This window comes from Ferrovibrio sp. GW821-FHT12B10, from assembly GCF_058807515.1.
Window position 1 is genome coordinate 190,050 of record NZ_JBXAQT010000001.1, and the last position, 26,027, is coordinate 216,076.

The 26,027-nt window shown below is 64.7% G+C and carries 19 protein-coding genes; 6 read left to right on the forward strand and 13 right to left on the reverse strand.

The window, feature by feature from the left end; genetic code table 11:
• Positions 1 to 311: 311 nt before the first annotated feature.
• Genes AC1RRT_RS01105 through AC1RRT_RS01115 form a run of 3 tightly spaced genes read right to left on the reverse strand, consistent with a single transcriptional unit; the run spans position 312 to position 5,543 of the window.
• Entirely contained in the window at positions 312 to 1,796 is a 1,485-nt protein-coding gene (locus AC1RRT_RS01105) for a tetratricopeptide repeat protein (RefSeq protein ID WP_493011804.1), read from the reverse strand.
• Positions 1,793 to 3,859 carry a tetratricopeptide repeat protein gene (locus AC1RRT_RS01110; RefSeq protein ID WP_493011805.1) on the reverse strand — a complete coding sequence of 689 codons (2,067 nt, stop codon included), beginning with the start codon at positions 3,857 to 3,859 and terminating at the stop codon, positions 1,793 to 1,795. Before AC1RRT_RS01110 ends, AC1RRT_RS01105 begins: the two co-directional genes overlap by 4 nt.
• A complete protein-coding gene (locus AC1RRT_RS01115; protein ID WP_493011806.1) occupies positions 3,846 to 5,543 on the reverse strand; it encodes a tetratricopeptide repeat protein in 1,698 nt (565 codons plus the stop codon). The genes AC1RRT_RS01110 and AC1RRT_RS01115 overlap by 14 nt, the downstream gene beginning before the upstream one ends.
• 57 nt (positions 5,544 to 5,600) lie before the next feature.
• Between AC1RRT_RS01115 and AC1RRT_RS01120 the strand changes: the two genes are divergently transcribed.
• The 3 genes from AC1RRT_RS01120 (at position 5,601) to moaA (ending at position 10,834) form a co-directional block, all read left to right on the forward strand.
• Positions 5,601 to 7,079, forward strand: coding sequence for a lipopolysaccharide biosynthesis protein (locus AC1RRT_RS01120; RefSeq protein WP_493011807.1), 1,479 nt, complete (start codon positions 5,601 to 5,603; stop codon positions 7,077 to 7,079).
• A gap of 9 nt (positions 7,080 to 7,088) precedes the next feature.
• Positions 7,089 to 9,764, forward strand: coding sequence for a bifunctional acetate--CoA ligase family protein/GNAT family N-acetyltransferase (locus AC1RRT_RS01125; protein ID WP_493011808.1), 2,676 nt, complete (start codon positions 7,089 to 7,091; stop codon positions 9,762 to 9,764).
• Between the two features lie 77 nt (positions 9,765 to 9,841).
• On the forward strand, positions 9,842 to 10,834 hold the full coding sequence (moaA, locus tag AC1RRT_RS01130; RefSeq protein ID WP_493011809.1) for a GTP 3',8-cyclase MoaA: 993 nt from the start codon (positions 9,842 to 9,844) through the stop codon (positions 10,832 to 10,834).
• A gap of 60 nt (positions 10,835 to 10,894) precedes the next feature.
• Here moaA and AC1RRT_RS01135 read toward each other — a convergent pair whose 3' ends face one another.
• Positions 10,895 to 12,469 (reverse strand): ABC transporter substrate-binding protein, encoded by a 1,575-nt coding sequence (locus AC1RRT_RS01135; protein WP_493011810.1) that lies wholly within the window; start codon positions 12,467 to 12,469, stop codon positions 10,895 to 10,897.
• Between the two features lie 134 nt (positions 12,470 to 12,603).
• On the opposite strand from AC1RRT_RS01135, the gene AC1RRT_RS01140 reads away from it, so the two are divergent.
• Positions 12,604 to 13,374, forward strand: a complete 771-nt coding sequence (locus AC1RRT_RS01140) for an NAD kinase (protein WP_493011811.1) — start codon at positions 12,604 to 12,606, stop codon at positions 13,372 to 13,374.
• A 56-nt stretch (positions 13,375 to 13,430) separates the two neighbouring features.
• On the opposite strand, the gene AC1RRT_RS01145 is transcribed toward AC1RRT_RS01140, so the two are convergent.
• From AC1RRT_RS01145 to msrA, 4 genes are all read right to left on the reverse strand, one after another.
• Positions 13,431 to 15,020 carry an ABC transporter substrate-binding protein gene (locus AC1RRT_RS01145; protein ID WP_493015110.1) on the reverse strand — a complete coding sequence of 530 codons (1,590 nt, stop codon included), beginning with the start codon at positions 15,018 to 15,020 and terminating at the stop codon, positions 13,431 to 13,433.
• A gap of 88 nt (positions 15,021 to 15,108) precedes the next feature.
• The gene (locus AC1RRT_RS01150) at positions 15,109 to 15,738 is read right to left on the reverse strand and encodes a LysE family translocator (RefSeq protein WP_493011812.1); all 630 of its coding nucleotides are present in this window, start codon (positions 15,736 to 15,738) and stop codon (positions 15,109 to 15,111) included.
• Complete coding sequence (locus AC1RRT_RS01155) at positions 15,735 to 16,196, reverse strand: Lrp/AsnC family transcriptional regulator (protein ID WP_493011813.1); 462 nt, start codon at positions 16,194 to 16,196, stop codon at positions 15,735 to 15,737. Before AC1RRT_RS01155 ends, AC1RRT_RS01150 begins: the two co-directional genes overlap by 4 nt.
• A 42-nt stretch (positions 16,197 to 16,238) precedes the next feature.
• The gene (gene msrA, locus AC1RRT_RS01160; protein ID WP_493011814.1) at positions 16,239 to 16,901 is read right to left on the reverse strand and encodes a peptide-methionine (S)-S-oxide reductase MsrA; all 663 of its coding nucleotides are present in this window, start codon (positions 16,899 to 16,901) and stop codon (positions 16,239 to 16,241) included.
• Between the two features lie 145 nt (positions 16,902 to 17,046).
• Between msrA and AC1RRT_RS01165 the strand changes: the two genes are divergently transcribed.
• Positions 17,047 to 17,979, forward strand: a complete 933-nt coding sequence (locus tag AC1RRT_RS01165; RefSeq protein WP_493011815.1) for a DMT family transporter — start codon at positions 17,047 to 17,049, stop codon at positions 17,977 to 17,979.
• Between the two features lie 35 nt (positions 17,980 to 18,014).
• Positions 18,015 to 18,353 carry a DUF1491 family protein gene (locus tag AC1RRT_RS01170; RefSeq protein WP_493011816.1) on the forward strand — a complete coding sequence of 113 codons (339 nt, stop codon included), beginning with the start codon at positions 18,015 to 18,017 and terminating at the stop codon, positions 18,351 to 18,353.
• Here AC1RRT_RS01170 and cysG read toward each other — a convergent pair.
• The 5 genes from cysG to AC1RRT_RS01195 are packed head-to-tail and all read right to left on the reverse strand — an operon-like array spanning position 18,350 to position 26,019.
• Positions 18,350 to 19,717, reverse strand: coding sequence for a siroheme synthase CysG (cysG, locus tag AC1RRT_RS01175; protein WP_493011817.1), 1,368 nt, complete (start codon positions 19,715 to 19,717; stop codon positions 18,350 to 18,352). The genes AC1RRT_RS01170 and cysG overlap by 4 nt on opposite strands.
• The gene (locus AC1RRT_RS01180) at positions 19,689 to 22,364 is read right to left on the reverse strand and encodes a nitrate reductase (protein WP_493011818.1); all 2,676 of its coding nucleotides are present in this window, start codon (positions 22,362 to 22,364) and stop codon (positions 19,689 to 19,691) included. The genes cysG and AC1RRT_RS01180 overlap by 29 nt, the downstream gene beginning before the upstream one ends.
• Position 22,365: 1 nt before the next feature.
• Positions 22,366 to 22,707: a nitrite reductase small subunit NirD gene (gene nirD, locus AC1RRT_RS01185; protein ID WP_493011819.1), complete on the reverse strand. Its 342-nt coding sequence runs from the start codon at positions 22,705 to 22,707 to the stop codon at positions 22,366 to 22,368.
• Positions 22,708 to 22,725: 18 nt separating this feature from the next.
• Complete coding sequence (gene nirB, locus AC1RRT_RS01190; protein ID WP_493011820.1) at positions 22,726 to 25,173, reverse strand: nitrite reductase large subunit NirB; 2,448 nt, start codon at positions 25,171 to 25,173, stop codon at positions 22,726 to 22,728.
• Between the two features lie 45 nt (positions 25,174 to 25,218).
• Positions 25,219 to 26,019 (reverse strand): ABC transporter ATP-binding protein, encoded by an 801-nt coding sequence (locus AC1RRT_RS01195; protein ID WP_493011821.1) that lies wholly within the window; start codon positions 26,017 to 26,019, stop codon positions 25,219 to 25,221.
• Positions 26,020 to 26,027 lie beyond the last annotated feature (8 nt).

Consider the following 26,027-nt stretch of genomic DNA (forward strand, 5'->3'; position numbering starts at 1 on the left):
GGCGAACACGGCCGCGTCGTCCGAAGCGTCGGCAACCTTGAAACCGGTCTGAACTTTCTTGGAGGTCTTGTCGAGCTCGGCGTTGAGGCCGCGCAGAGACGAAAGGGCGACGAGGGCGCCAACGTTGGTATTGACTGAATTCGGCATGATTACGTTCTCCTGTTCTAGGATTAATAGATAGAACCTCTTTTGAGGTCCTTTGCTTTAAAGCAGCGCGTTTGGCCGGAGTCAACGGCGTTTTACTGCGTTTTTGGGCAGGTAACAGCTTTGTTAGCCGAAATTAATCAATTGTTTACCGCAAAATCAGTGGTTTAGCCGACGACCTCGTCCGTGAGGCCCTTCACCGGCCCCTGCCAATCGCCCGATTGGGACTGCCGCCGGAGGGTCACGGTGGCGTACCAGCGGCTGGTAGAACCCTGGGCCGGCCAGTACCACAGCCGCCCACGCCCCGCCGCCAGCAGCAGATCGGTCGGCACGCCCAGGGCACCGGCCACATGGACCGCCGTATTGCTGACCGTGACCACCCGGTCGAGCGCGGCCACCTGGGCGGCAAAGCCATCCATGTCGCGCAGGCTGTCGATGGCCGGGTCATGATGGATGGCACTTCCCTGCCCGCGCAGCCAGGCCAGATCACCGGCCACATCGCCATACTGCAGCGAGACCCAGAAGACGTCGTCACGCTCCAGCAGCGGCAGCAGGTCCGGCAGCGGAATGCTCTTGTCCTGGCCGATGCTGGTATTGCCACTGCGCCATGACAGGCCCGCCACTGTCCGTCCATTCGCCTGAGAGCGGTAGTCCGCCTGCAGGGCCGCCAGTCTCGCCGGATCGGGTTTGAGATAAGGCGTCGCAGCGGCTTCAAAGTCGGTCTCAGTGCCGCGCAGCCAGCGGCCAATGCTGCCGAAGGGACATTGCGCCACAGCCGCCGGCACGGCCATGCCGCGTGCGACCACGGTGATGCCGCTGCCGGCCAGGCTGCGGGAGAACAGGCTCACCAGTCGGGCATCGACGGCCACAACCAGCGCGCTACCGCAGCGGCGCTGAGCATCGCGCAGCATGGTGCCATAGAGAATCTGGTCGCCGACGCCTTGCTCGCCCCAGACCAGCAAGGCGCCGCCATTCTTCAACAACTCACCCGTCCAACGCGGCAGGCCCAGCCCCCAGTCGCGCTCGGCATAAGCGGGATTGCGCCAGCGCCACTCGTATTCCTCCCAGCCCGCGCCATAATCGCCGGCGGCCAGCAGGAACAGACCATGGTTCATGCGGCCGGCCGGCCAGTCCGGCGCGACCCGCAACAGCAGGTCGAACTGTTGCCGCGCCAGTGCCATGTCGCCAATGTCTTCCCAGAGCAGCATGGCGAGGTTGTTGCGGGCCTGCAGATGAGCGGGCTGCAGGGACAGTGACCTCTCGAACGCCGCACGCGCATCTTCAGTCGCGCCGCGCCGCCGCAGCAAGTTGGCCAGATTGTAATGTCCTTCGGCATAGGCGGGATCGAGCGTCACAGCATGGCGATAGGCCACCTCGGCCGCATCGAAAGCATTCTGGCCCAACAGGGCCGTGCCGAGATTGCCGTGGAAGGATGCTTCATGCGGCACGATGGCGATGGCGCGGCGGATCAGCGCGACGGCCTCGTCATGGCGGCCTTCCTGGTCGGTGATGACACCCAGAAGATGCAGTGCATCGGCCTGATCCGGATTGCCGCGCAGCACAGCTTCATAGCAGTCGCGCGCGGCCTTCAGATTGCCGTCTTGGTGAAAGCTCACGCCCTGCTGCAGCAGACGACCGATCTCGGCGCTCATGCGTCACCCTGCGACAGAAAACGCGTCAGCGCAGCATCGACATCACCGATGGTCGCGGCCCAGTCGTCACTGCTGCCGCCACGCGATTGCCGGAACAGTTTCACCTGCGGATACCACGGACTGTCGCTGCGTTCGATGAACCAGTACCACAGACGCCCTACGCCGCCCGGCAGCAGACCCCAGCAGGGGCGTCCGGCCGCGGCGGCCAGATGCAGGCCGCTGTTGCTGGTGCCGATCACCAGATCGAGGGCTGCGGCCTGTGCGACATAGCGGTCGAGGTCATTCATTGCATCGACTGTGTCGTCATGCAGGATGGTGACACCGAAGCGCTCCTGCACGGCCTGCCGTTCGGCGCTGGTATCGCCATACTGCATGTCGACGAACAGAGTGTCCTTGTGGCGGAACAGCGGCGCCCAGTCCTCCAGATCGATGCTTTTGTATCGCCCGTAGAACTGGTTCTTGCTGCGCCAGGTCAACCCGATCACGCGTGCCTTGCCGTGGCCGCGATAGCGCGCGCGGAATTCCTCCACCAGGGCAGGATCAGGACGGAGATAGGCTTGCGCCGGCGGAAAGGCCGCGAGCGTGGGCCGCAGGATGACGCCCAGATCGCCCAGACCGATCTGCACATCAGCGGTCTTCGCCACATCCTGCAACCTACCTTCGACTGCCGGCACGACATCGAGCTGCGGGAAGGAACGCCGAAAGAGATCAACCAGTCGCGGATCGCAGGCGAAGCGGACCGACGCGCCGCGCGCCGCCAGCTCGGGCAGCATGGCGGCATAGATCACCTGATCGCCGATACCCTGCTCGCCCCAGACCAGAATCTTTTGCCCGGACCGCACAACACCATCCCAGGCTGGCAGCAGGTCCGCCAGAATCTTGCCGCGCGGATCGGCGCGTTCGGCCGCCATGCGAGCACTGTAAAGTGGCCAGCCCTCGGCAAGACGCCCCATCGACAGCAGCAGCAGGGAATGCTTGAGGCGCGCGTCGGCCACCGTTTCCGGCGTGCGGTGGCCCTGCGCATCGATCGCCGCCGCATAATCCGCCACTGCATCTTCATACTGTCCGGCATGCTCGCGGATCGTGCCGCGATGGGTCAGCACCAGGCAGTCGTCCGGCGCGATCGCCAGGGCGCGCTCACAATAGGTCAGTGCTTCGGTTATCTCCCCGGTATAGGCCAGCGCGATGGACAGATTGATCAGCACCTCGACGCGTTCGCCATCCAATGCCAGCGCGTGGCGCAGCGGCGCCAGCGCCGCTGCGGGCTTTTGCTCCTTGATCAAGGTCGATCCCAGCCCGAACAGTGCGCTGATGCGGTCCGGATTCAACGCCAGCACGGCCTCGAATTCGCGTGTGGCATCCTGATAGGCCTTGATGCTGCCGCTCTTCACCAGCGTGGCGGCATAGTTCTCGCGATAGACCGGATTGTCCGGTGCGATGGCCAGGGCCTTGCGGTGATGCAGCGCGGCATCGGCATAGCGACCAAGATGACGCAGCGCACAGCCAGCCAGATCGCGCAGCTCGGCCACTGCGGGGTTGGCATGAATGGCCGCGGTCAGAAGCGGCAGTGCCTCCCCGCCCTGGCGATGCGCGACCAGAATGCCGGCCAGGCCGGTAACGGCGGCAACGTTCTGCGGCTCCAGCGCCAACACGGTGCGATAAGCCGCCGAGGCCGCATCATCGTTGCCCTTGCGGCGCATCAGGTTGCCGAGGTTGAGATGGCCTTCGGCGTAAGACGCATCCAGCGTCACGGCCTGGCGATATGCACCCTCCGCGCCCGCTGCATCATTCAACGCCAGCAGCGCCGTTCCCAGATTGCCGTGAAAGACTGCAGCCTGCGGTGAGTGCACGATAGCGCGGCGGATCAGATCGACAGCCTCCTGATGCCGCCCCTCCTGATCGGCGACCACGCCGAGCAGATGCAGGGCATCGGGCTGCTCAGGCGCCAGCGCCAGCGCCGCCTCGTATTGCTGACGTGCGCCGGCGAGATCATTCCGTCCATGCGCCTGCACGCCGGCGCGCAGCAGACGTGCAGCTTCCAACCGTGTTTCAGGCGAGGCCATCGAGCCCCTCCTTCACGGTCTGCAGCACGGACGACCACTCACGCGGCGCCGGCTGACGAATCAGCCGCAACGAGTCATACCAGGGCGTGCGCTCACCATGGCGCGGCCAGTACCACAGCCGGCCGCGACCATAGGGCAGCAGCACCAGACAGGGTTTGCCCAGTCCACCGGCGAAATGCACCGTGGAGTTGCTGGTGCTCACAACGCCATCCAGCGCCATGATCTGCGCCGCCAGGCCATCCAGGTCATTGGTCGGATCGACCGCCTCATCTTCGTAAACCGTGATGCCATGGCGCTTGGCCAGCAGGGCGATCTCCTTGTTCACATCGCCATACTGCAGGTTGACCCAGACCGTTCCCGGCCGCTGTAGCACCGGCAGCAGCGCCTCAAGATCAAGACTCTTGTAAGACCCGATATGCCAGTTGATGCTGCGCCACGACAGGCCGATCAGCTTGTCGCCTAGCCGGCCCAGCGCGGCGTAGCGCGACCGGAGTTCGGCCACGCGCTGCGGATCAGCCTTCAGATATTGGCCGCCGCGGGTTTCCGGTCCATCCACTGTCATCTGCCCCATGCTGCCGAAGGGACATTGTACATCAGCCGCGACTGCCGCACCGCGCTCCACCACCTGGACATCATCTCCGCCCAGCGAACGCGCGAACAGCGGCGCCAGCCGTTTTTCGACCGCGATGATAACCGGCCCGGCTGCACGCCGGATGACGTCGCGCAGCATGGTGCCATAGAGAATATGGTCGCCAATGCCCTGCTCGCCCCACAGCAACAATCGCCGGCCATCCAGTGGCGAGCCGTCCCAGCGCGGAATGCCCTCGCCCCAGTTTTTTTCACTGTAGTCCTTGAAGCCCCAGCGGCCTTCAAAGGCGCGCCAGCCAGCCGCGTAATCCCCCAGCGACAACAGGAACAGGCCATAATCCATCTGCGCTTCAGCGTTATCTGGATGCTGTTGCAGCACCTGCTCGAAAGCCGCACGCGCGCCCGTCATATCATCGGTCAGGCTCAGCGTGTAGGCGAGGTTCTTCTCGGCCTCGAGAAACAGGGGCTGCACCTGCAGCGCCCTGCGATAATAGGAAATCGCTTCGGCGAACTGCTCGCGCTCCAGCAGGTCGTTGCCGCTTCCATTCAGCGCCATGGTATTGGACGGGTCGAACGCCAGTGCGGTCTGGAAAGCGGCAAAAGCACCGGACTTGTCACCGGTCTTGCGCTTGACCAGGCCGAGGAAACAATGCGCCTCTGCATGATCGGGGCTGAGCGCAATGGCCTGCTCGAGATAAGGCCCGGCTTCGGCGGGCATCTTGCGGTCGATCCTGCAACGGGCTTTTTCAAGCAGCAGATCGGCATCGGCTGGCAAGGCTGGCATCATACGGTCCAGTACCGCTTCAGCCTTCTCCGGCTGCCGCAGCACGCGCCAGGTTCTCGCCAGCATGCGCACTGTATAAGGATCGTCGGGCGCCAGCGCGACGGACTCGGCGAAATGCTCGGCCGCCTCGGTCAGCTTGCCTTCCGCCGTAGCGATCAGACCCAGCCGCTGCTTGGCCTTGTAATTCCGCGGGTCAGCCGTCAGCACCAGCGCACAGATACGACGCGCCTCGTCAAAACGTCGCGCTGCCTGCAACGCCTTGGCGGCTTGCAGGGTCTTCAAGATTTTCGCGGCAATCCGATCAGGCTGCATGGTAGTCTGGATTTATGCCATGAGCGTTAAGGCATTCGTAATACCCGGAGAAGCCCTTTGAGCCTGCCCGAGGCTACTGCCGCCCCCCCGCCTGCCGCCCATATCGGGGCACCGGAGCGGCTGGAGGGCGCTGCCGCCTTCACCCGGGCCCTGATGCATGATTTTTCCGGCTACCTGATTTCACTGGGTTTGCTCAGCCTGGGCAACCTTCTGCTGCTGCCCCTGATTACAGCCTATCTCTCACCCGAAGACATCGGTCTCTACAGCCTGGTCGAGACCGCGCAGGTGCAGGGCGGCACGTTCAGCCTGCTCGGCATGAAATTCGCCTACCTTTATTATTATGCCCAGTCGGATGCCAGCCATCGCCCACGCCTGCTCGGTAATGCGCTGATTCTGGTCACGGTCGCCGGTCTCGGCACCGGCCTCCTGATGGCCGCCCTGTTCGCCAGCAGCGACGTCATGGCGCTGTTCGATGCCGCGACCCTGCCGATGGCCTGGCTGCTGGTGCCGCTGATGCTGGAGGCCGGCCTGTTCACCGTGCTGCTGACCGAACTGCGGGCCAGCCGCCATGTCTGGATGTCGGGCGTTATCACCGTGTCGCATCTGGCGCTGTGGCTGCTGCTCAGTGTCTGGCTGGTGGCCATCAAGGACTATGGCCTGCCCGGCCTGATCGCTGCCCAGGTCGTCGCATTGACGCTTTCCACCATTATTGCGCTGTTCCTCGTGGGCAGCCGGATCAGGATCAGTATCGACCGCAGCGAGAGCCTGCGCCTCTTGCGCTACGGCTTTCCCATGATGCTGGGGCTGGTGCTGCGCTACAGCCTGGACACGCTCTGCCGCTTCGCCCTCGCCGCGCTCGTCTCCATCGAAGCCGCCGGCCAGTTCATGGTGATCAGTCGCGTCACGACATTGTTCGAAGCCGTCTTCGCCCTGCCCTTTCTCACCGCCTGGGGCGGCCTCGTGCATCACGCACTGCGCCGCCCGGAAGCCACGCGTATCGTCGGGCAGGTCAGCAGCCTGGTGCTCGGCGTCTCCGCGCTGCTGGCCGTGATCATGCTGGCCACCCAGCCATGGCTGATGACGGTTCTGGCGCATGACGCGATGCCGCAGACCGCCGGCGCCTTTGCGCTGTTGCTGCTGATGCGCGTGGTGCTGACTGCCAAGTCGCCACTCACCGCCGGCATCCTGCGCAGCGGACACACGGGCTGGTCGGTCAGCAACAACCTGTTCACGCTGGCCGTCTTCCTGCTGTTGGCCTGGCCCGCCTCACGGCTGGCCGGCCTCACCGGCATGGCGTTTGCCATGATGGCCGCCAACCTGGCCGCCACCGTCGCGCTCGGCATTGCCGCCTGGCGCGACTGCCCGCAGACCGTATCGATCGCAGCCGTCATGATGGGGCTGCTGCTGGCCTGCGCCAGCGCTATCATGGTCGTTCTTGGCCCGTTGCCGATCTGGCTCGGCGGTCTGACCATTGCTGGGGTGTTATTACTGATGCTGCCGCTCGCCCGTCATCTCGATGTCACCAATCGGCTATAGTGCCTGCACATGACGATTCGCAACCTCGACAAACTGTTCGCCCCGAAATCCGTCGCCGTGATCGGCGCATCCGACCGACCTGCGAAGGTCGGTACCGTGGTGCTCGACAATCTGGTCAGCAGCGGGTTCAACGGCGCGATCTGGCCGGTCAATCCGAAATACCGCAGCCTGCAGGGCCTGCGCTGCTACGCCGGGGTCAAAGCCCTGCCGGCGGCACCCGATCTGGCGGTGATCGCCACCCCGGCCGAAACCATCCCGGAGCAGATCGAGGCGCTGGGCGCCATCGGCTGCCGGGCCGCCGTCGTGCTGACGGCGGGCCTGTCGGCGTCGCTCGCCGATGGCCGCACGCTGCAACAGGCGATGCTGGATGCCGCCAAGCCGCATCTGCTGCGCATCCTGGGCCCGAACTGCATCGGCCTGATCATTCCCGGCCTGCGCCTGAATGCCAGCTTTGCCCATGCCAATGCCCAGCCCGGTCAACTGGCTTTCGTCAGCCAGTCCGGCGCGCTCTGCACCATCGTGCTCGACTGGGCAAAGCAGCATGGCATCGGCTTCAGTCACTTCCTCTCCGTCGGTGATTCCGCCGACGTGGATTTCGGCGACATCATCGACTATCTGGCGACCGATCCACAAACCCGCGCCATCCTGCTCTATATCGAGTCCGTGAAGAATGCGCGCAAATTCATGTCCGCCGCGCGCGCCGCGGCCCGTAGCAAGCCAATCGTCGCGGTGAAATCCGGCCGCAATGCGCGTGCGGCGCAAGCTGCCGCCTCGCATACGGGCGCACTGGCGGGTGGCGACGATGTCTATACCGCGGCCCTGCGCCGCGCCGGCATCCTGCGCGTGAATGGCATTGAAGAACTATTCGATACCGTTGAGACGCTGGCACGAAGCCGCAGGCTGCCCGGCGAACGGCTGGCCATCGTCACCAATGGCGGCGGGCCCGGCGTGATGGCGGTGGACGCCCTGATCGAGCATGGCGGAACGCTGGCCGACCTCAACCCCATCACCATGGCCGCACTGGACCGCGTCTTGCCTGCGACCTGGTCGCATGACAATCCGATCGACATCATCGGCGATGCGTCGCCGGAGCGCTATGCCCTCGCCCTGCATGCCGTGATGACCGATCCCGGTGTGGACGCGGTGTTGGTGATGCACGCGCCCACAGCCATCGCACCGCCGCTCGAACCGGCAAAGGCAGTGATCGAGGCTGCGCGCGGCACCACCAAGAATATCCTGACTTGCTGGTCGGGCGGCGAATCCATCATGCCGGCACGCAAGGCCTTTGCCGAGGCCGGCCTGGTCTCCTATGACACGCCCGACGCCGCCATCGGCGCCTTCATGCTGATGGTCGATTACCGGCGCAACATGAAGAATCTGATGGAGACGCCGGCAGAGATGCCGGAAGACTTCACGCCCGACCATGCCGCCGTCCGCACCGTCATCGCCACGGCCATGGCGGAGCAGAGAAGCATGCTGAATGAAATCGAGGGCAAGCGCATCCTGGCCGCCTACGGCATTCCCACGGTGGCGACCGAGGCAGCGGCAACGCCGGCGGATGCCGTGGAAGCAGCCAAACGCATCGGGTATCCGGTCGCTCTGAAAATCCTGTCGCCAGACATCACGCATAAGTCAGACGTCGGCGGCGTCGCGCTCAATCTCAGCAGTGAAGCGGAACTACTGGCTGCTGCCGAAGCGATGCTCAAGCGCGTGCGCCAGCACCGACCGGAGGCGCGGCTGGACGGTTTCAGCATCCAGGCGATGATCCGCCGCCCGCGGGCGCACGAGCTGATCGTCGGGGCTCTGACCGATCCGATCTTCGGTCCCGCCATCATGTTCGGCCAGGGCGGCGTCGGCGTCGAAGTGATCGGAGACCGCGCCGTAGCCCTGCCGCCGCTCAACATGCATCTGGCGCAGGACCTGATCGACCGGACCAAGATCAGCCGGCTGATGGCAGGCTATCGGGATTTCCCGCCGGTCGACCGCGAGGCCCTGGCGGCGCTGATCATCCGCGTCGCACAACTGATCTCCGATCATGCCGAGATCGCCGAACTGGATATCAATCCCCTCTATGCCGACGATCAGGGCATGATTGCGCTGGATGCCCGCATGGTGATCCGGCCCAGCGCCGTCACTGGCCATGACCGCCTCGCCATCCGTCCCTATCCCAGCGGTTTGGAAGAAACTGTTGAACTGCGCGATGGCGACAAGGTCCTGTTGCGGCCGATCCGTCCGGAAGACGAGCCTACGCATGCGGATTTCGTCAGCCGCGTCTCGGCCGAGGATTACCGCCTGCGCTTCTTCTCGCCCATGCGCAGCCTGCCGCATTCGGAAATGGCGCGCTTCACCCAGATCGACTACGAGCGCGAGATGGCCTTCATCGCCACCCGCATGAAACCGGACGGCCATGCCGAGACGCTGGGCGTGGTGCGGGCGATCACCGACCCAGACAATCAGCGCGCCGAATTCGCCGTGCTGGTGCGCACCGACATGAAGGGCCAGGGGCTGGGTGAAATCCTGATGCGAAAGATTATCGCCTACTGCCGCCAGCGCGGCACGCGCGAAATCGTGGGCGACATCCTGCGGGAAAACCAGGCCATGCGGGCGCTGGCCACCGAACTGGGCTTCAAAAGCACCGGCAGCCTGGGTCACGATGTCGTGGAAGTGCGGTTGCCGCTCGAATAACCGCCTTTTTGCTGCATCTGCGCTGGTGCGGCGCGGGGTTGCCCCGCCCCCGCCCCCTCACTATCTTAAGCGCCACGATGCTTGATCCCTTCGGCCGCACTGTTTCCTACCTGCGCGTATCGGTCACCGACCGCTGCGACTTCCGCTGTGTCTACTGCATGGCGGAGGACATGACCTTTTTGCCCAAGGCGGACGTGCTCAGCCTGGAGGAACTCGACCGGGCCTGCTCGGCCTTCGTGCGCATGGGCGTGCGCAAGCTGCGCCTGACCGGCGGCGAGCCGCTGGTGCGCCGCGGCATCATGACCCTGATCGACAACCTCGGCCGCCACCTGAAGACCGGCGCCCTGGACGAGCTGACGCTTACCACCAATGGCAGCCAGCTTGAGAAATACGCGGACGGCCTCGCCGCCGCTGGCGTGAAACGGATCAACGTCTCGCTCGACACGCTGGATCCCGACAAGTTCACCGCGCTGACCCGCTGGGGCAAGCTCGACAAGGTGATGGCCGGCCTGAAGGCGGCCAAGGCGGCCGGCCTGCATGTCAAGATCAACGCCGTGGCACTGCGCGGCGTCAACGACATGGAATTCGACGACCTGATCGCCTGGTGTGGCGACGAAGGCTTCGATCTCGTGCTGATCGAGGTGATGCCGATGGGTGAGATGGGCGAAGCCGTCCGCCTCGACCAGTATATGCCGCTCTCGATGGCGCGCGGCCAGATCCAGCGCAAATGGACGCTGGAAGACACCGATTACAAGACCGGCGGTCCGGCGCGCTATTACACCGTGAAGGAAACTGGCCGGCGGCTCGGCTTCATCACGCCGATGACCCATAATTTCTGCGAAAGCTGCAACCGGGTGCGGCTGACCTGCACCGGCACGCTTTATATGTGCCTGGGCCAGAACGATGCCGCCGACTTGCGCACGCCGCTGCGGATGTCGGAAAGCGACGCACCGCTGGAAACCGCCATCCGCGACGCCATCGCCCGCAAACCCAAGGGCCATGACTTCATCATTGACCGCCGCCAGCCGGCCGTCGCCGTGCCGCGGCATATGAGCCTGACTGGCGGGTGATCAAGACCGGCGGTTGATCAAGACTGGCGCCTGATCAAAGCCGCCGGCCGCTCACATCCCTCAATCCTTGCTCACACCATTGGCCAGCGTGTACTGGTCGGCGCGCGCGCGATAGCTGAAGCCCTTGCGCAGACCCCAGCTCGTCACCTCGATATGCAGCGGGATCAGCGCCTGGTCATCCAGCGCCATCTTCGAGCCCTGCTGCAGCAGCGCTTCGCGCTTGGCATTGTCCACCGTGCCGATCGCCTGCTCGACGATCGCATCCAGCGCCGGATTGGAATAGCGGCTCTTGTTCGCCGTGCCGTATCCCTTCTCGCGGTTCACCGTGGTGACGATCGAGCGCAGCGGGTTCGACATCTCGCCGGTGCCTGCTGCCCAGCCGACCAGGCCGGCCGAATACTTGAACTCGTCGCGATTCTTGAAGAACACGGTGGCGTTCACGGCTTCCACCTTGGCCTTCACGCCGATGCGGGTCCATTGCGAGGCGATCGCCTGCGCCACTTCGGCATCGTTGATGTAGCGGTTGTTCGGCGAACCGATGGTGATGGTGAAGCCGTTCGGATAACCGGCCTCGGCCAGCAATTTCTTGGCCTGCTCGGCATCATAGGGATCGGGCTTGGCATCGGGGCGCGTGCCGAACATCGGCGTGGGCAGGAAATCGCCCACCGGCTTGCCCAGGCCCTCCATGATGCGGCTGGCGATCGCCTCGCGGTTGATGGCAAGCGACAGCGCCTTGCGCACGCGCACGTCCTTCAGCGGGTTCTTGCCATCGGTATCGGGAATACCCGCCGTCGGCTCGCCCACATCCAGCGAGATGTAGATCAGGCGGTTCGACACCACGTCGCTGATCTTCACATTGGGATTCTCGCGAAGCTTCTTCATGTCGGCCGGCGGCGGATTCTCGATCATGTCGACATCACCGGCCAGCAGCGCGGCCACGCGCGCGGCATCGTTCGACATCGGGCGATAGGTCACGGTCGCCCATTTCGGCTTGCCGCCCCAGTAGTCGGGATTGGCGGCCAGCACCAGGCGGTTACCGCGCGTCCATTCGACGAACTTGTAAGGTCCGGTCCCGACCAGGCCCTCGCCCTTGTTCAGATTCTCGGTGGTCATGCCCTCGGCGACATCGGCCTTGGCGGCTTTCGCGGACATGATGGCGACGCGGCTGAGATCGTTGGGCAGCAGCGGCGTCGGGCCCTTGGTGATGAAGCGGATGGTGTGATCGTCGATGATCTTCAGCTCGGAGAAGGCGCGGGCAAAGACCGTGAAGGGCGACGGGCTGTTCGGCACCTTGGCGGTGCGCGCCATCGAGAAGGCGACATCGGCCGCCGTGAAGGCCGAGCCGTCATGGAACTTCACACCCTTGCGCAGCTTGAACTCCCAGGTCGTGTCATCCACGGCCGCCCAGCTTTCGGCCAGGCCGGGCGTCAGCTTCTGCGTCTCGTCCTGCGTGATCAGGGTATTGAAGATCGAATAGGCGATCTGGTTGTTGGCGGTCAGGTTGAAGTAATGCGGGTCCATCGAGTTCGGCTCGGTGGACAGTCCGATCTTCAAGTCCTGCGCCCGGGCGGGACTCGCGGCAGCCAGCAGGCCGAAGCACAGAATTGTCATCGCAAGTCGCAGCATCGCCGTCATGGCCCAGGTCCTTTGGGAAAGCGTGATCATGAGGCAAGCTTGCCGCCCCTGTCACACTCTGGCAAGGCGCAGGACCGGCCTTCGACTGCCGGCACGGGGCTGGCGCCCCCCTGTCCGGCCGCTATACTCCCCCGATGAGCCGATTCAAGAAGATTGCATTCGTCGCCGCGCGCGGCGAGACAGCCGAAGCCGCCCGCGAGCGGCTGGCGTCGCGCTATGGCGACACGCCGCCGGAAAAGGCCGATGTAATCGTGGCGCTGGGCGGCGACGGCTTCATGCTGCAGACGCTGCATCAGCATATGACGAGCCAGAAGCCGATCTACGGCATGAACCAGGGCACGCTCGGCTTCCTGATGAATGAATATCGTGAGCATGACCTGCTCGAGCGGCTGGCCGAGGCGCACACCGCCACCGTGCATCCGCTACGCATGCGCGCCACCACAGAGAATGGCGAGCATCACGAAGCACTGGCGATCAACGAGGTGGCGCTGCTGCGCCAGACCCGTCAGACCGCCAAGCTGCGCATCCATATCGACGGCCGCGTGCGCGTCGAGGAACTGGTCTGCGACGGCGTGATGGTAGCAACACCGGCCGGTAGCACGGCCTACAACCTCTCTGCCCATGGCCCGGTCCTGCCGCTGTCGGCGGGCGTGCTGGCGCTCACGCCGATCAGCGCCTTCCGGCCGCGCCGCTGGCGCGGCGCCCTGCTCGGCCGCGCAGCCATTGTGAAGATCGACGTCCTGGAAACCGCCAAGCGGCCGGTCTCTGCCACCGCCGACTTCAATGAAGTGCGCGATGTGGTGGCGGTTGAAATCCGCGAGGCGCCGGAGCTGGCCCTGACCCTGCTGTTCGATGCCGGTCACAGCCTGGAAGAGCGCATCCTCAACGAACAGTTTTTGGCCTGAAATGAAAAACGCCGCGGGATCGCTCCCGCGGCGCTGTTTCAGGATGTGGTCCGCGATCAGTCGCGGCTCACGCCATTGGCATAGGTATACTGGTCGGCGCGCGCCTTGTAGCTGAGGCCCTTGCGGACCGCCCAGGGTGTCACTTCGATATGCAGCGGGATCAGGGCCTGGTCATCCATGGCCATCTTCGAACCCTGCTGCAGCAACGCGGCGCGCTTGGCGTCATCAACGGTGCCCAGCGCCTGCTCGATGATCGCATCCAGCTGCGGATTCGAATACCGGCCCTTGTTAGTGCCGCCGAAGCCCTTTTCGCGGATCGGCGTCGCCACCAGCGAGCGCAGCGGGTCCGACATTTCGCCGGTGCCCGCACCCCAGCCGGCCAGATAGGCCGAATACTTGAACTCGTCGCGGTTCTTGAAGAACACGGTCGCCGTGGTGGCATCGACCTTGGTCTTCACGCCGATACGGGTCCACTGCGAGGCCACCGCCTGTGCCACTTCCGCATCATTGATGTAGCGGTTGTTCGGCGTGCCCAACGTGATCGAGAAGCCGTTCGGATAGCCAGCCTCGGCCAGCAGCTTCTTGGCGGCTTCGGCGTCGTAGGCTTCCGGCTTGGCATCCTTGCGGGTGCCGAACATCGGCGACGGCAGGAAGTCGCCGGTCGGCTGGCCCAGGCCTTCCATGATGCGGGTCGCGATCGCTTCACGATTGATCGCCATGGACAGCGCCTTGCGAACGCGCACGTCCTTCAGCGGGTTCTTGTCGGTCACATCGGTGATGCCCGCGGTGGCCGGCGTGCTGAAACTGTCGAGATGGATGTAGATCAGGCGGTTCGAAACGGCCTGGCTGATCTTCACATTCGGGTTCTCGCGCAGCTTCTTCAGGTCGGCCGGCGGCGGATTCTCGATCAGGTCGACGTCGCCGGCGAGCAGCGCGGCCACACGGGCGGCGTCATTCGACATCGGACGATAGGTGACCTTGTCCCACTTCGGCTTGTCGCCCCAGTAGTCCTTGTTGGCGGTCAGCACCAGGCGGTTGCCGCGCACCCACTCGACGAACTTGTAGGGGCCGGTGCCGACCAGGCCTTCGCCCTTGCCCAGGGCTTCGGTGGTCATGCCTTCGGCGACATCGGCCTTGGCGGCCTTGGCCGACATGATGGCGACGCGGCTCACATCGGTCGGCAGCAGCGGCGCCGGAGCCTTGGTGATGAAGTGCACGGTGAAATCGTCGACCACTTTCACTTCGCCGATCGAGCGCGTGAACAGCGTGAACGGCGACGGGCTGTTCGGCACCTTGGCCGGACGCGCCATGGTGAAGACAACGTCGGCGGCCGTGAACGGGCTGCCATCATGGAATTTCACGCCCTTGCGCAGCTTGAATTCCCAGGTGGTGTCGTTCAGCGCCTTCCAGCTCTCGGCCAGGCCGGGGGTCAGCTTCTGGGTCTCGTCCTGCAAGATCAGGGTGTCGAAAATGGTGAAGGCAATCTGGTTGTTCGGACCGAGATTGTGATAGTGCGGGTCCATTGCGCTCGGCTCGGTCGAAATGCCGATCTTCAGTTCCTGTGCCTGGGTAGACAGCAGCGGCGCGGCAGCCAGGCCGGCCGACAGCAGGGTCGCGGCCGCCAGCGTTTTCCATCGCATCATCATCACGGTGATCTCCTTATTCATGGCGCGTCGGTCGCGCCAAACTGGGGAGGCAGCTTGCCGATTCAGCCCCACGGAGACAAGGGCCGGGCTAGATCACGAGTGCAATTGCGAAGACAATCAGGGCGCCGCCGGCGACACGGTTGATCCAGCGCCGGGCTGCGCCGCCGATGCGCTGCCGCATGGCGGCGACTCCGCCGCTCAGGATCGCCCACCAAAGCAGCGAACCGATGAAAACCCCGGCAACCGCCGAGGCTGCTGCGGCCAGTGACGGCTCCGCCGCCAGCCCCAGTCCGGCAAACAGCGCGGCAAACGAAAGAATGGTTGTGGGGTTGCTGATGGTCAGCACGAAAGTAACGGCGAACAGCCGTATCGGTCGGCCCTGCTGAGAAAGATTGGTCTGCTGCGGCAGGCCGACTGCCTGTTCGGCGACCGGTGCCGTGACGGTCTTCCAGCCGAGCCACAGGATGAAGGCCGCCCCGCCCCAGCGCAGGATGTCCTGCACCGATCCGATGCTGTCGGCCAGGATGGCAAAACCGCTGGCGGCCAGCGCGGCATAAACCGCATCGGCGACAGCCGTGCCGATTCCACCGCTGAATCCGGTCCAGAATCCGCCGGTCAGACTGCGCTGGATGCACAGCACGCCGATCGGACCGACCGGCATCGCAACCGCGAGGCCCAGCAGGATGCCGCGCAGCAGCAGGTCGATGTCGACGATCATGTCTGCGCGGCCGGGATCGGAATCGCGGCGGTTTCCTTGGCGGTGGACAGCACGATGACAGTCTGGCTGCGCGGAATGCCGGGCAGCGCCTTGATGCGGCGCGCCACGATTTCTTCCAGCGCCAGCAAGCTGGCCGCCCGCACCTTCAGCAGGTAGGACCAGTCGCTGGCCACATGATGGCATTCCAGGATCGCCGGCTCGTCGCGCACCAGCGCCATGAAGGCGGGTTCATGCTCCGGGCGCTCGATCAGCACATAGACGAAAGCGAGCACCGGGCAGCCCGCGGCGGCCGGATCGACCCGCGCCGTCCAGCCGGCAATCACGCCCTGCTTTTCCAGCTTTTTCAGACGTTCGTTCACCGCCGAGACGGAGAGGCCAACCACCGCCCCGATCTCGGCATAGGAACTGCGCCCGAAAACCTGAATATGCCATAGTATTTTTCTGTCAAAATCGTCCATAGCCGCAATTTATATGGCCAATGGACGAAAGTTAAGAAAAATCTACGACGCGACCTCGAGGCCGATCGGGCAGCTCACCCCGGTTCCACCCAAGCCACAGTATCCATTGGGATTCTTGGCCAGGTACTGCTGGTGATAATCCTCGGCGTAATAGAAGGCCGGGACGTCGAGAATCTCGGTCGTGATCTTGCCCCGTTTCGCCTTGGTCAAGGCCTCCTGGTAGCTCCGGAGCGAGGCCTCGGCGGCCTTCCGCTGCTCTGGCGATGTCACGTAGATACCTGAACGGTACTGCGTGCCGACATCATTGCCCTGCCGCATACCCTGGGTCGGATCATGGTTTTCCCAGAAGACCTTCAGCAGCGCGGCATAGGAAATCTGTTGCGGATCAAAGACCACCTGCACCACTTCGTTATGTCCGGTCAGGCCGCTGCAGACCTCTTCATAGGTCGGGTTGGGCGTAATGCCGGCGGCATAGCCGACGGCCGTGCTGTAGATGCCTGGGCCAGCCTGCCAGAACTTGCGCTCGGCGCCCCAGAAGCAGCCGAGGCCAAAAACGGCCACCTCCATGCCCGCCGGGAACGGCGCCTTGAGCGCATTGCCGTTGACGAAGTGCTTGGCTGGCACCGGCATGACCGTAGCTCGACCGGGCAGCGCCTTGTCGCGCGGCGGCAATTCCGTCTTGTGACGCGGCGTGCTGAACCACATGACATATCTCCCGGCTATGACAGACTGAGGAAGCAGCCCTGCATTCAGCACAGGACTGCCCTGCGGGCAACCCGGGTTTCCGGGACCACGCAATAAAGGTAGGGTGCGGCTTCAAAGAATCAAAGTCACAACACTGCGTCCCGCCTTGTCCAGCTCCTCTCAGCCGTTTTACGCCCGCCTGCTCGGCTCCGGCACCCGCCGTGGCGTGATTTCGATGGTGCTGGGCATGGCCGCCTTCGTCACCAACGACACCCTGATCAAGCTGGCCAGCACCACCGTGCCGACCGGACAATTGATTAGCATGCGCAACATCGTCGCGGCGCTGCTGATCCTGGGCCTGATCATCGCGACCGGCCAGGCCTCGCATCTGCGCCGCATCGCCGATCGCGCGGTAATGACCCGCAGCGCCCTCGATATCGTGGCGACCATCCTTTATCTGGTGGCGCTGTTCCACATGCCGATCGGCAACGTGACCGCCATCAACATGGCGACCCCACTGGCGCTGACCGCGGCGGCGGCCGTGTTCCTGCAGGTGCCGGTGGGCTGGCGGCGCTGGAGCGCCGTTGCCGTCGGATTCACCGGCGTGCTGCTGATCATCCAGCCGCGCGCCGAGGGCTTTAACGCTTACTCGCTGGTGGCGCTTGCCTCGATCGTCTTCATCGTCTCGCGCGACCTCAGCACGCGGCGTATTGCGCCCGGCATTCCCTCGCTGATCATCGCGCTGGCCAATGCGATCTTCGTGCTGACCGGCGCGCTGGCGCTTTCGGTTTTCGAAGGCTGGGTCTCGGTCAGCTGGCGCGAATGCCTGCTGCTGCTCAGCGCCGGCATCTTCCTGGTCGGCGGCTATCTGCTGATCGTCGATGCCTTCCGCCATGGCGACCTCGCCACCGTCGGGCCGTTCCGCTACACCGGCCTGATCTGGGCCCTGGTCTCAGGCTTCATGGTCTGGGGCGACATCCCCAATGCACTGGCCTTCGGCGGCATCGTCATCGTGGTCGGTGCCGGCCTTTACGTTCTGCATCGCGAACGCCTGAAGGCGCAGCAGGAAGCTGCCAAGGCAGGACCCGCGGCCGAGTAGTTGTTCCCGCCGCCATTCCAAGGCAGGGTGACGGCATGACCGAAGCCCGATTGAAGACCCGCCTTCTCGTGCAGGCGATCCTGCGGCGCTATGACCAGGAAGCCATTCCCGTCGCCATCCGCCGCAAGGGCGATCCCGATTCCGGCACCATCCTGCTGAAGATCGCCTTCAGTGCACTGGAGGCCATGGTGCTGGGGCAGGCGCGCGATGCCGAGGGGCGAGCGGGCTGGATGAAGCTGGGCGGCGGCGATCGCCTAAGCGACACCGAGGCCGAAGCCGCCATCGAGAAAGCCATCAAACGCGACCCGGATCTCTATGTGATCGAAGTGGAAGACCCCAAGGGCCGCGTCTTCGTCGACGGAGCCATGCTCTAGGCGACGCGCTCGATACGGTCGACCATGGCCTGACGCTGCACGGCGGCAAAGACCTTGCCGATGCCAACCAGCACCGGCTGTTCCGTACCGATCTCCGCCAGCGCCGCGCCAAGAGCATCCAGACGCCCGCTCCAGCGCCGCTCATCTGGCCGTGACACGGCACTCACGACAACCACTGGCGTGGCGGCCGACAGCCCCTGCCCGATCAGCTTCGCCGCGAAATCGCCACCGGTGCGGCCGCCCATGTAGACCATCAGCGAGGTCTCGGCATTGGCCAGGCCGCGCCAGTCGAGATCGTCGGGCAGGCCGCCGCGCCGCGAATGCGCGGTGACAAAGCGCACCGACTGCGCCGCATCGCGATGGGTAAGCGACACGCCCAAGCCGCTGGCCGCCGCCAGCGCAGCCGTAATACCTGGTACGACGGTGACGGGGATATTGGCCTGCTCAAGGGCCGCGATCTCCTCGCCGGCCCGGCCAAAGACCATCGGGTCGCCGGCCTTAAGCCGCACGACGCGCTTGCCCTGCCCGGCCAGCTTGATCATCAGGCCGTTGATCTCTTCCTGCTTGCAGCTCGGCCGGCCGCCGCGCTTGCCCACCATCATGCGCTTGGCCTCGCGCCGTGCCAACTCCAGCACGTTGTCGGACACCAGGTCATCAAACAGGATCACATCGGCCGATTGCAGCGCGCGCATGGCCTTCAAGGTCAACAGCTCGGCATCGCCGGGGCCGGCACCGACCAGCGTGACATGACCGCCTTGCACAGGCGCATGGCCCAGCAGCTCGGATTCCGCCGGCACCTCCGGCTCGAGGAAGGCGCGTTCGGCGAAGCGTTCCCAGAAGGCGCGCCGTTGCGTGGCGGTCGGCAGCTTTTCCGCCAGCGTCTTGCGCAGCGTCTTCGCAGCCAAGGCCCAGCGGCTGAGCGAAGCCGGCAGCAGCGTCTCGATGCGGCGGCGGATCGCCTGCGCCAGCACCGGCGCGGCGCCATCGGTGGAAATGCCGATCACGACCGGCGACCGGTTGACGATGGCGCCGAACTGCACGTCGCAATGGGCCGGCTTGTCGATCACCGAGCAGATCGCGCCAGCCGTACGCGCCGCCGCATGAAAGGCCGCGCCCTCCGCGTCGTCAGCGGCATCGATCACCGCCAGCATGGCGCCGTGCAGGTCACCCGGCTGCCAGCCGCTTGCAATGCAGACAACATCCGCGCCCGCCGCCTCCAGCAGCTCTGCCTTCCAGGCCGCGGCCGGCGTGTCGCCGGCAACGACGACGCGCTTGCCCTGCAGGTCGAGGAAGACCGGCAGCTTGGCCAGTGCACCAATCCGCTGTGCGCCGGCCTCAGCCGGCTTTCTGGATGCGGGCTGCATCGATGATCCTCCGAATTTCGCTGCGGCAGGAACCGCAATTGGTGCCAGCCTGCGTCGCCGCGCCGACGGCCTCGACGGTATGGCAGCCATCGGTGGCGGCCCGTGCGATCTGGTTACTGCCGATATCGAAACAGGCGCAGACGATGGCGCCGCGATCGGGCTGCGACGCGCCGGCACGACCGGCCAGCAGGCGCAGGCGGTCGGACGGCCCGTTCATCTGCAACCCAAGCTGCTCGGCGGCCCAGGCGCGCGATACCGCGACCGGCTCCGGGCCAGTGAACAGCGCGCCCACAAGCTGGCTGTCGCGGAAGGCAGCAAAGCGGCGCAGACCCGCTGCGGCATCGTGATAGGCCAGCAGCTCGATGGATGCATCATCGCCGATGCGGAACAGCTTGCGCGCATAGGATGCCCAGTCTTCCGGCATTGCCTCGTCGGCCAGCTCCAGCCGCCAGCCGTCTTTCGCACGCGCCAGCGCCCAGTAGCCGGCATCGATGTCTGCCGGCTTGGCCGTCATCACCGCAAAGCCGTACCAGGCCGCTGCAAACGGCCGCAGCGCGACGGCGGAGAATTTCAGTTCCGGCTGGCCCGAGACCGGATCCGTCGCCGGGTTGACCAGCACATCGACACGGCCCTGTGCTGCAAACTGGTCGGTCCAGTGCAGCGGCGCAAACACCGTGCCGCGCTTCTGGTCCGGCGTCACCAGCACGCGCGCCACCATGCGGCCGCGCGGATTCTCGATCACCGCAAGGCCGGCGGCGGCAACATCGTAGCGCACGGCATCATCGGGATGCACTTCCACAAAGGGTTCGGCGATATGGCCCATCAGGCGGGGCGATAGCGCCGTGCGCGTCATGGTATGCCATTGGTCGCGCACGCGGCCGGTGTTGAGCACCAGCGGCAGGATGTCAGACACCTGCTCGGCTGGCGGCTTATACGGCGTGGCGATAAAGCGCGCGCGGCGATCGGGCGTATAGAAACGGCCATCGGCGAAGAAACGCTGTTCGCGCGGCGCGGTGCCGGCGGGACGCGGCCACTGGAACGGCGGCATGGCATCATAGGCGGCGGCCGAGACATCGCTCAACGCCGAAATATCGAAATCACGGCTGCCTTCGTTTTCCAGGCCACTCAGTTCCGCATATTCGCGGAAGATGTCGGCCGGCGCGTCATAGCGGAAGAAATCCTTCCAGCCCATGCGATGCGCCACCTGGGTATAGATCCACCAATCCGGTTTCACCACGCCGGGCAGCGGCAGGAAAGCACGCTGGCGCGAGATGCGGCGTTCGGAATTGGTCACCGTGCCATCCTTCTCGCCCCAGGCGGCAGCCGGCAACAGCACATGGGCATGGCGCGCGGTATCAGTGACCGCCATGACATCGGAGACCACCACAAAAGGACAGGCTTTCAGGGCGTCCTGCACATCGTCGGCCTCGGGCAGGCTGTCAACCGGATTGGTGCCGGCGATCCACACGGCCTTGATGCGGCCGTCCTTCACGGCGCGGAAAAGGTCCACCGCTTTCAGGCCGGCTTTGTCGGCAATGCGCGGCGAGCCCCAGAAACCCTGAACAATCCGGCGATGCTCGGCGTTGCCCAGTTCCATATGGCAGGCGAGCTGGTTGGCCAGGCCACCCACTTCGCGGCCGCCCATGGCATTGGGCTGACCGGTGATCGAGAACGGGCCGGTGCCGGGATAGCCGATCCGGCCCGTGAAAAGATGGCAGTTGAGGATCGCATTGACCTTGTCGCTGCCGCTGCTCGACTGGTTCACGCCCTGCGAAAAGCCGGTGACAACGCGGTCGGTGCGCGCGAACAAATCGTAGAAGCGTCGCAGCTCGGCCTGGGCCAGGCCGGTGATTTCGGCCACTTCGGACAGCGAAAGGCTGCGGGCGGCCGCCAGCGCCAGATCAGCGCCTGTGGTATGCGCGGTGACAAAAGCCGCATCGATCTTGCCCGCATCCTGCAAATGCGCCAGCAACCCATTGAACAGCGCCACATCCGAGCCGGGATTGAGCGCCAGATGCAGGTCGGCCGACCGCGCCGTCATGGTGCGGCGCGGATCGATCACCACCACTGTCATTTCCGGCCGCGCGGTTTTCGCGGCCGAGAGGCGCTGAAACAGCACCGGATGACACCAGGCCAGATTGGAGCCGACCAGCACCACCAGGTCGGCCTGCTCGAAATCCTCATACAGGCCCGGCACGGTATCGGTGCCGAAGGCGCGCTTGTGGCCGGCCACGGCCGAAGCCATGCAGAGCCGCGAATTGGTGTCGATGTTGCCCGAACCGATGAAGCCCTTCATCAGCTTGTTGGCGACGTAATAATCCTCGGTCAGCAACTGGCCCGAGACATAGAAAGCCACCGAATCAGGGCCATGCTGGGCGATCGTGTCGGCGAAGACCGATGCCACCCGGTCCAGCGCGGCATCCCAGTCGGTGCGCTGGCCATCGATCATCGGATGCAGCAGCCGTTCATCCAGCTGCAAGGTCTCGCCCAGCGCCGAGCCCTTGGAGCAGGTGCGCCCAAAATTGGCTGGGTGATCCACGTCACCCTTTACGGTCACAGTGTTCTCGGCATCACGCGTCACCTTCAGGCCGCAGCCCACCCCGCAGTAGGGGCAGGTGGTGCGGGTTTCGGTGACGGCGGCGTTCATCTCAGGCCGCCTGCACGGCCATACCGGGCCAGGACAGCATGATGCGGCCGTCCTTCAGTTGCACGGCGATGGTCCGCGTGCAGCCTTCATCGGCGCCCTGGGCCTGACCGGTCTTCAGGTCGATCAGCCAGTTATGCAGCGGGCAGGTCACGGCATCGCCCTGAACAATACCCTGCGACAGCGGGCCGCCCTTATGCGGGCATTTGTCGTCCAGCGCGAACAGTTTGTCGTCGGCGGTGCGGAACACGGCGATGTCGCCACGCGTCGTCTTGACCACGCGCGCGCCGCGCTGGGGCACATCCTCAAGGGTTCCGATATCCAGCCAATCATTACTCATCTTCATCACCGCCCTCCCTACTCTTTACTCTGCCGCCTGCGCGACGCGCAGATCGGCCAGCGGCTTGAACTCATGGGCGAACTCGCCCTGCGCCCGCTGGGCCCAAGGATCGATCTGGGCGAAGACCTGCGAATGCGCGAAGCGCGCCGCCAGCGCCTTGCGGCGTTCGACATCCTCGATGATCTGCTGCTTCACCGTATCGAGGCCGACGCGATGCAGCCATTTGTGGATGCGATCCAGGTAATGCGCCTGCTCGCGATAGAGCTGCATGATGGCACCGGTGTATTCCAGCACCTCGGCCTCGGTCTCCACCTTGTGGAACAGGATGGTCTGCTTGACCTCCAGGCCCGCGGCGCCGGCGATATGCAGTTCGTAGCCGGAATCGACGCAGATGATGCCGATATCCTTCACCGTGGCTTCGGCGCAGTTGCGCGGGCAGCCCGAGACGCCGAGCTTGACCTTGTGCGGCGTCCAGCTCCCCCAAGTGTATTTCTCCAGCTTGATGCCGAGGCCGGTGGAATCCTGGGTGCCGAAGCGGCACCACTCGGTGCCGACGCAGGTCTTCACCGTGCGCAGCGCCTTGCCATAGGCGTGGCCCGATACCATGCCGGCGGCGTTCAGGTCGGCCCAAACGCCGGGCAGGTCTTCCTTCTTCACGCCCAGCAGATCGATGCGCTGGCCACCGGTCACTTTCACGGCGGGGATGTTGAACTTGTCGGCCACATCGGCGATGGCGCGCAGTTCCTTGGGATTGGTCATCCCGCCCCACATGCGCGGAACGACGGAGTATGTGCCGTCCTTCTGAATGTTGGCATGGGCGCGTTCATTGATGAAGCGCGACTGGTTGTCATCAGTATATTCACCGGGCCAGGTGGCGATCAGGTAGAAGTTCAGCGCCGGCCGGCATTTGGTGCAGCCGCAGGAGGTCTTCCACTCCAGCTCCTGCATCACCGCCGGGATGGACTTCAGCTCCTTGGCCACGATCAGGCGTCGCACATCGTCATGGCCCAGATCGGTGCAGCCGCACATGCTTTTGACTTCTGCCGGCTTGTAGCTGTCGCCCAGCGTGAAACCGATCAGCTTCTCCACCAGTCCGGTGCAGGAGCCGCAGGAGGCCGAGGCTTTGGTAGTGGCGCGGACTTCATCCAGACTGGTCAGGCCCTGGCTGGTGATGGCCGAAACGATCTTGCCCTTGCATACGCCGTTGCAACCGCAGATCTCTGCCTCATCCGGCAAGGCTGCAACGGCCGCCATAGGGTCCAGGGGGGACCCTCCGGCGTAGCCCTGACCGAAGATCAGGGTCTCACGCAGATCGCTGATATCCTTCTGCTCGCGCAGCAGCTGGAAGAACCAGGCCCCGTCCTCGGTGTCACCATAGAGCACGGCGCCGATGATCTGCTGATCCTTGATCACCAGCCGCTTGTAGACGCCGCGGCTGGCGTCGCGCAGCACGATCTCCTCGCGATCCTTGGCTTCGGCGAAGTCGCCCGCCGAGTAGAGGTTGATGCCGGTGACCTTCAGCTTGGTGGCGGTCACCGAGCCGTTATAGGCCGCCGGCTCGCCGATCAGTGTCTTGGCCAGCACACCGGCCATGTCGTAGAGCGGCGCGACCAGGCCATAGGTGGCGCCGCGATGCTCGGCGCATTCGCCCAGGGCGAAGATGTCCGGATCAGAGGTGCGCATCTGGTCGTCGACCACAATGCCGCGGTTGACGGTGAGGCCCGCCTCCTTGCCCACTGCGGCATTGGGTTTGATGCCGACAGCCATGACCACCAGATCGGCCGGGATCACCGTGCCGTCCTTCAGCTCAACGCCCTCGACTTTCTTCTCGCCCAGGATCGCCTTGGTGTCGGCACCGGTCAGCACCTTGATGCCGCGTTCCTCGATGGCCTTCTTCAGCAGGTAGCCGGCCGCCGGATCGAGCTGGCGCTCCATCAGCGTCGGCATCAAATGCAGCACCGTCACCTGCATACCCTGCTCGGCCAGGCCGGCTGCCGCCTCCAGGCCCAGCAGGCCACCGCCGATCACCACGGCATTGCCGCGCGCCTTGGCGGCCAGGATCATGGCGTCAACATCGTCCAAATCGCGATAGGACAGCACGCCCGGCAGGTTGTGGCCGGGCACCGGGATGATGAAAGGCACTGAGCCGGTGGCGATCACCAGCTTGTCGTAAGGCTCGGTCAGGCCGTTGTCGGTGGTGATGGTCTTGGCGGCACGGTCGATGCCGGTGACACGGGTGCCCTTGTGCAGGGTGATGCCGTTCTTGATGTACCAGCCGTCGCCATGGATGACGATCTGTTCGTAGGTCTTCTCGCCCGACAGCACCGGCGACAGCATGATACGGTCGTAATTGACGCGCGGCTCGGCGTTGAAGATCGTCACGTCGTAACGACCCGGCGCCTTCTCGAACAGGTTTTCCAGCATGCGCCCGGGCGCCATGCCGTTGCCGATGATAACCAGTCTGTCAGCCATTGCTTTCACTCCGTCGCTGCTGGCGACGTCCTCTGTTACGCGTGATCAGGCGGCATGCACTGCCGGCGCGCGGTGGCGCGCATACAGGAATTCCATGATCTGCTTGCGGCAACGTGCGTATTCCGGATCGGTGGCCAGCGTCAGCCGGTTGCGCGGACGCTCCAGCTTCACATCCATCACCTCGCCGATGGTGGCCGCCGGGCCGTTGGTCATCATCACCACGCGGTCGGACAGCAACACGGCTTCGTCCACGTCATGGGTGATCATGATGACGGTATTTTTCAGCTTCGCGTGCAACTCCATCACCGTGTCCTGGAGAGTCGCGCGGGTCAGCGCGTCCAGCGCACCAAAGGGTTCGTCGAGCAGCAGCACTTTCGGTTCCATGGCCAGTGCGCGGGCAATGCCGACGCGCTGCTTCATGCCGCCCGAGATTTCCTGCGGACGCTTGTCCAGTGCGTGGTCCATACCGACCAGCGCCAGGTTATGGCGAGTCCACTCGTCGCGTTCCGTCTTCGACTTGGTCTTGCTGTGCACCTTGTCGACGGCCAGGCGCACGTTGTCATAGACGGTCAGCCAGGGCAGCAGCGAATGGTTCTGGAACACCACAGCGCGATCCGGGCCCGGATCGGCAACTTCCTTGCCCTGCAGCAGCACGCCGCCGGTGGTGGCGCGTTGCAGGCCGGCAACGATGTTGAGCAGCGTCGACTTGCCGCAGCCCGAATGGCCGATCAGGGCGACATATTCGCCGCTGTCGATCTGCAGCTGGATGTCACGCAGCGCCACGAAGGGTCCGTTGGCACCCTTGAAGGTCATGCCGATGTTTTCGAAGCTGAGATAAGCGGACATGGGGCTCT

Excerpts from the sequence above, each read along its gene's own strand:
- AC1RRT_RS01105 (WP_493011804.1), bottom strand. The coding sequence starts at position 1,796 with ATGAGCGCCGAGATCGGTCGTCTGCTGCAGCAGGGCGTGAGCTTTCAC.
- AC1RRT_RS01110 (WP_493011805.1), bottom strand. The coding sequence starts at position 3,859 with ATGGCCTCGCCTGAAACACGGTTGGAAGCTGCACGTCTGCTGCGCGCC.
- AC1RRT_RS01115 (WP_493011806.1), bottom strand. The coding sequence starts at position 5,543 with ATGCAGCCTGATCGGATTGCCGCGAAAATCTTGAAGACCCTGCAAGCC.
- AC1RRT_RS01125 (WP_493011808.1), top strand. The coding sequence starts at position 7,089 with ATGACGATTCGCAACCTCGACAAACTGTTCGCCCCGAAATCCGTCGCC.
- moaA (WP_493011809.1), top strand. The coding sequence starts at position 9,842 with ATGCTTGATCCCTTCGGCCGCACTGTTTCCTACCTGCGCGTATCGGTC.
- AC1RRT_RS01135 (WP_493011810.1), bottom strand. The coding sequence starts at position 12,469 with ATGACGGCGATGCTGCGACTTGCGATGACAATTCTGTGCTTCGGCCTG.
- AC1RRT_RS01140 (WP_493011811.1), top strand. The coding sequence starts at position 12,604 with ATGAGCCGATTCAAGAAGATTGCATTCGTCGCCGCGCGCGGCGAGACA.
- AC1RRT_RS01145 (WP_493015110.1), bottom strand. The coding sequence starts at position 15,020 with ATGATGATGCGATGGAAAACGCTGGCGGCCGCGACCCTGCTGTCGGCC.
- AC1RRT_RS01150 (WP_493011812.1), bottom strand. The coding sequence starts at position 15,738 with ATGATCGTCGACATCGACCTGCTGCTGCGCGGCATCCTGCTGGGCCTC.
- AC1RRT_RS01155 (WP_493011813.1), bottom strand. The coding sequence starts at position 16,196 with ATGGACGATTTTGACAGAAAAATACTATGGCATATTCAGGTTTTCGGG.
- msrA (WP_493011814.1), bottom strand. The coding sequence starts at position 16,901 with ATGTGGTTCAGCACGCCGCGTCACAAGACGGAATTGCCGCCGCGCGAC.
- AC1RRT_RS01170 (WP_493011816.1), top strand. The coding sequence starts at position 18,015 with ATGACCGAAGCCCGATTGAAGACCCGCCTTCTCGTGCAGGCGATCCTG.
- cysG (WP_493011817.1), bottom strand. The coding sequence starts at position 19,717 with ATGCAGCCCGCATCCAGAAAGCCGGCTGAGGCCGGCGCACAGCGGATT.
- AC1RRT_RS01180 (WP_493011818.1), bottom strand. The coding sequence starts at position 22,364 with ATGAACGCCGCCGTCACCGAAACCCGCACCACCTGCCCCTACTGCGGG.
- nirD (WP_493011819.1), bottom strand. The coding sequence starts at position 22,707 with ATGAAGATGAGTAATGATTGGCTGGATATCGGAACCCTTGAGGATGTG.
- nirB (WP_493011820.1), bottom strand. The coding sequence starts at position 25,173 with ATGGCTGACAGACTGGTTATCATCGGCAACGGCATGGCGCCCGGGCGC.
- AC1RRT_RS01195 (WP_493011821.1), bottom strand. The coding sequence starts at position 26,019 with ATGTCCGCTTATCTCAGCTTCGAAAACATCGGCATGACCTTCAAGGGT.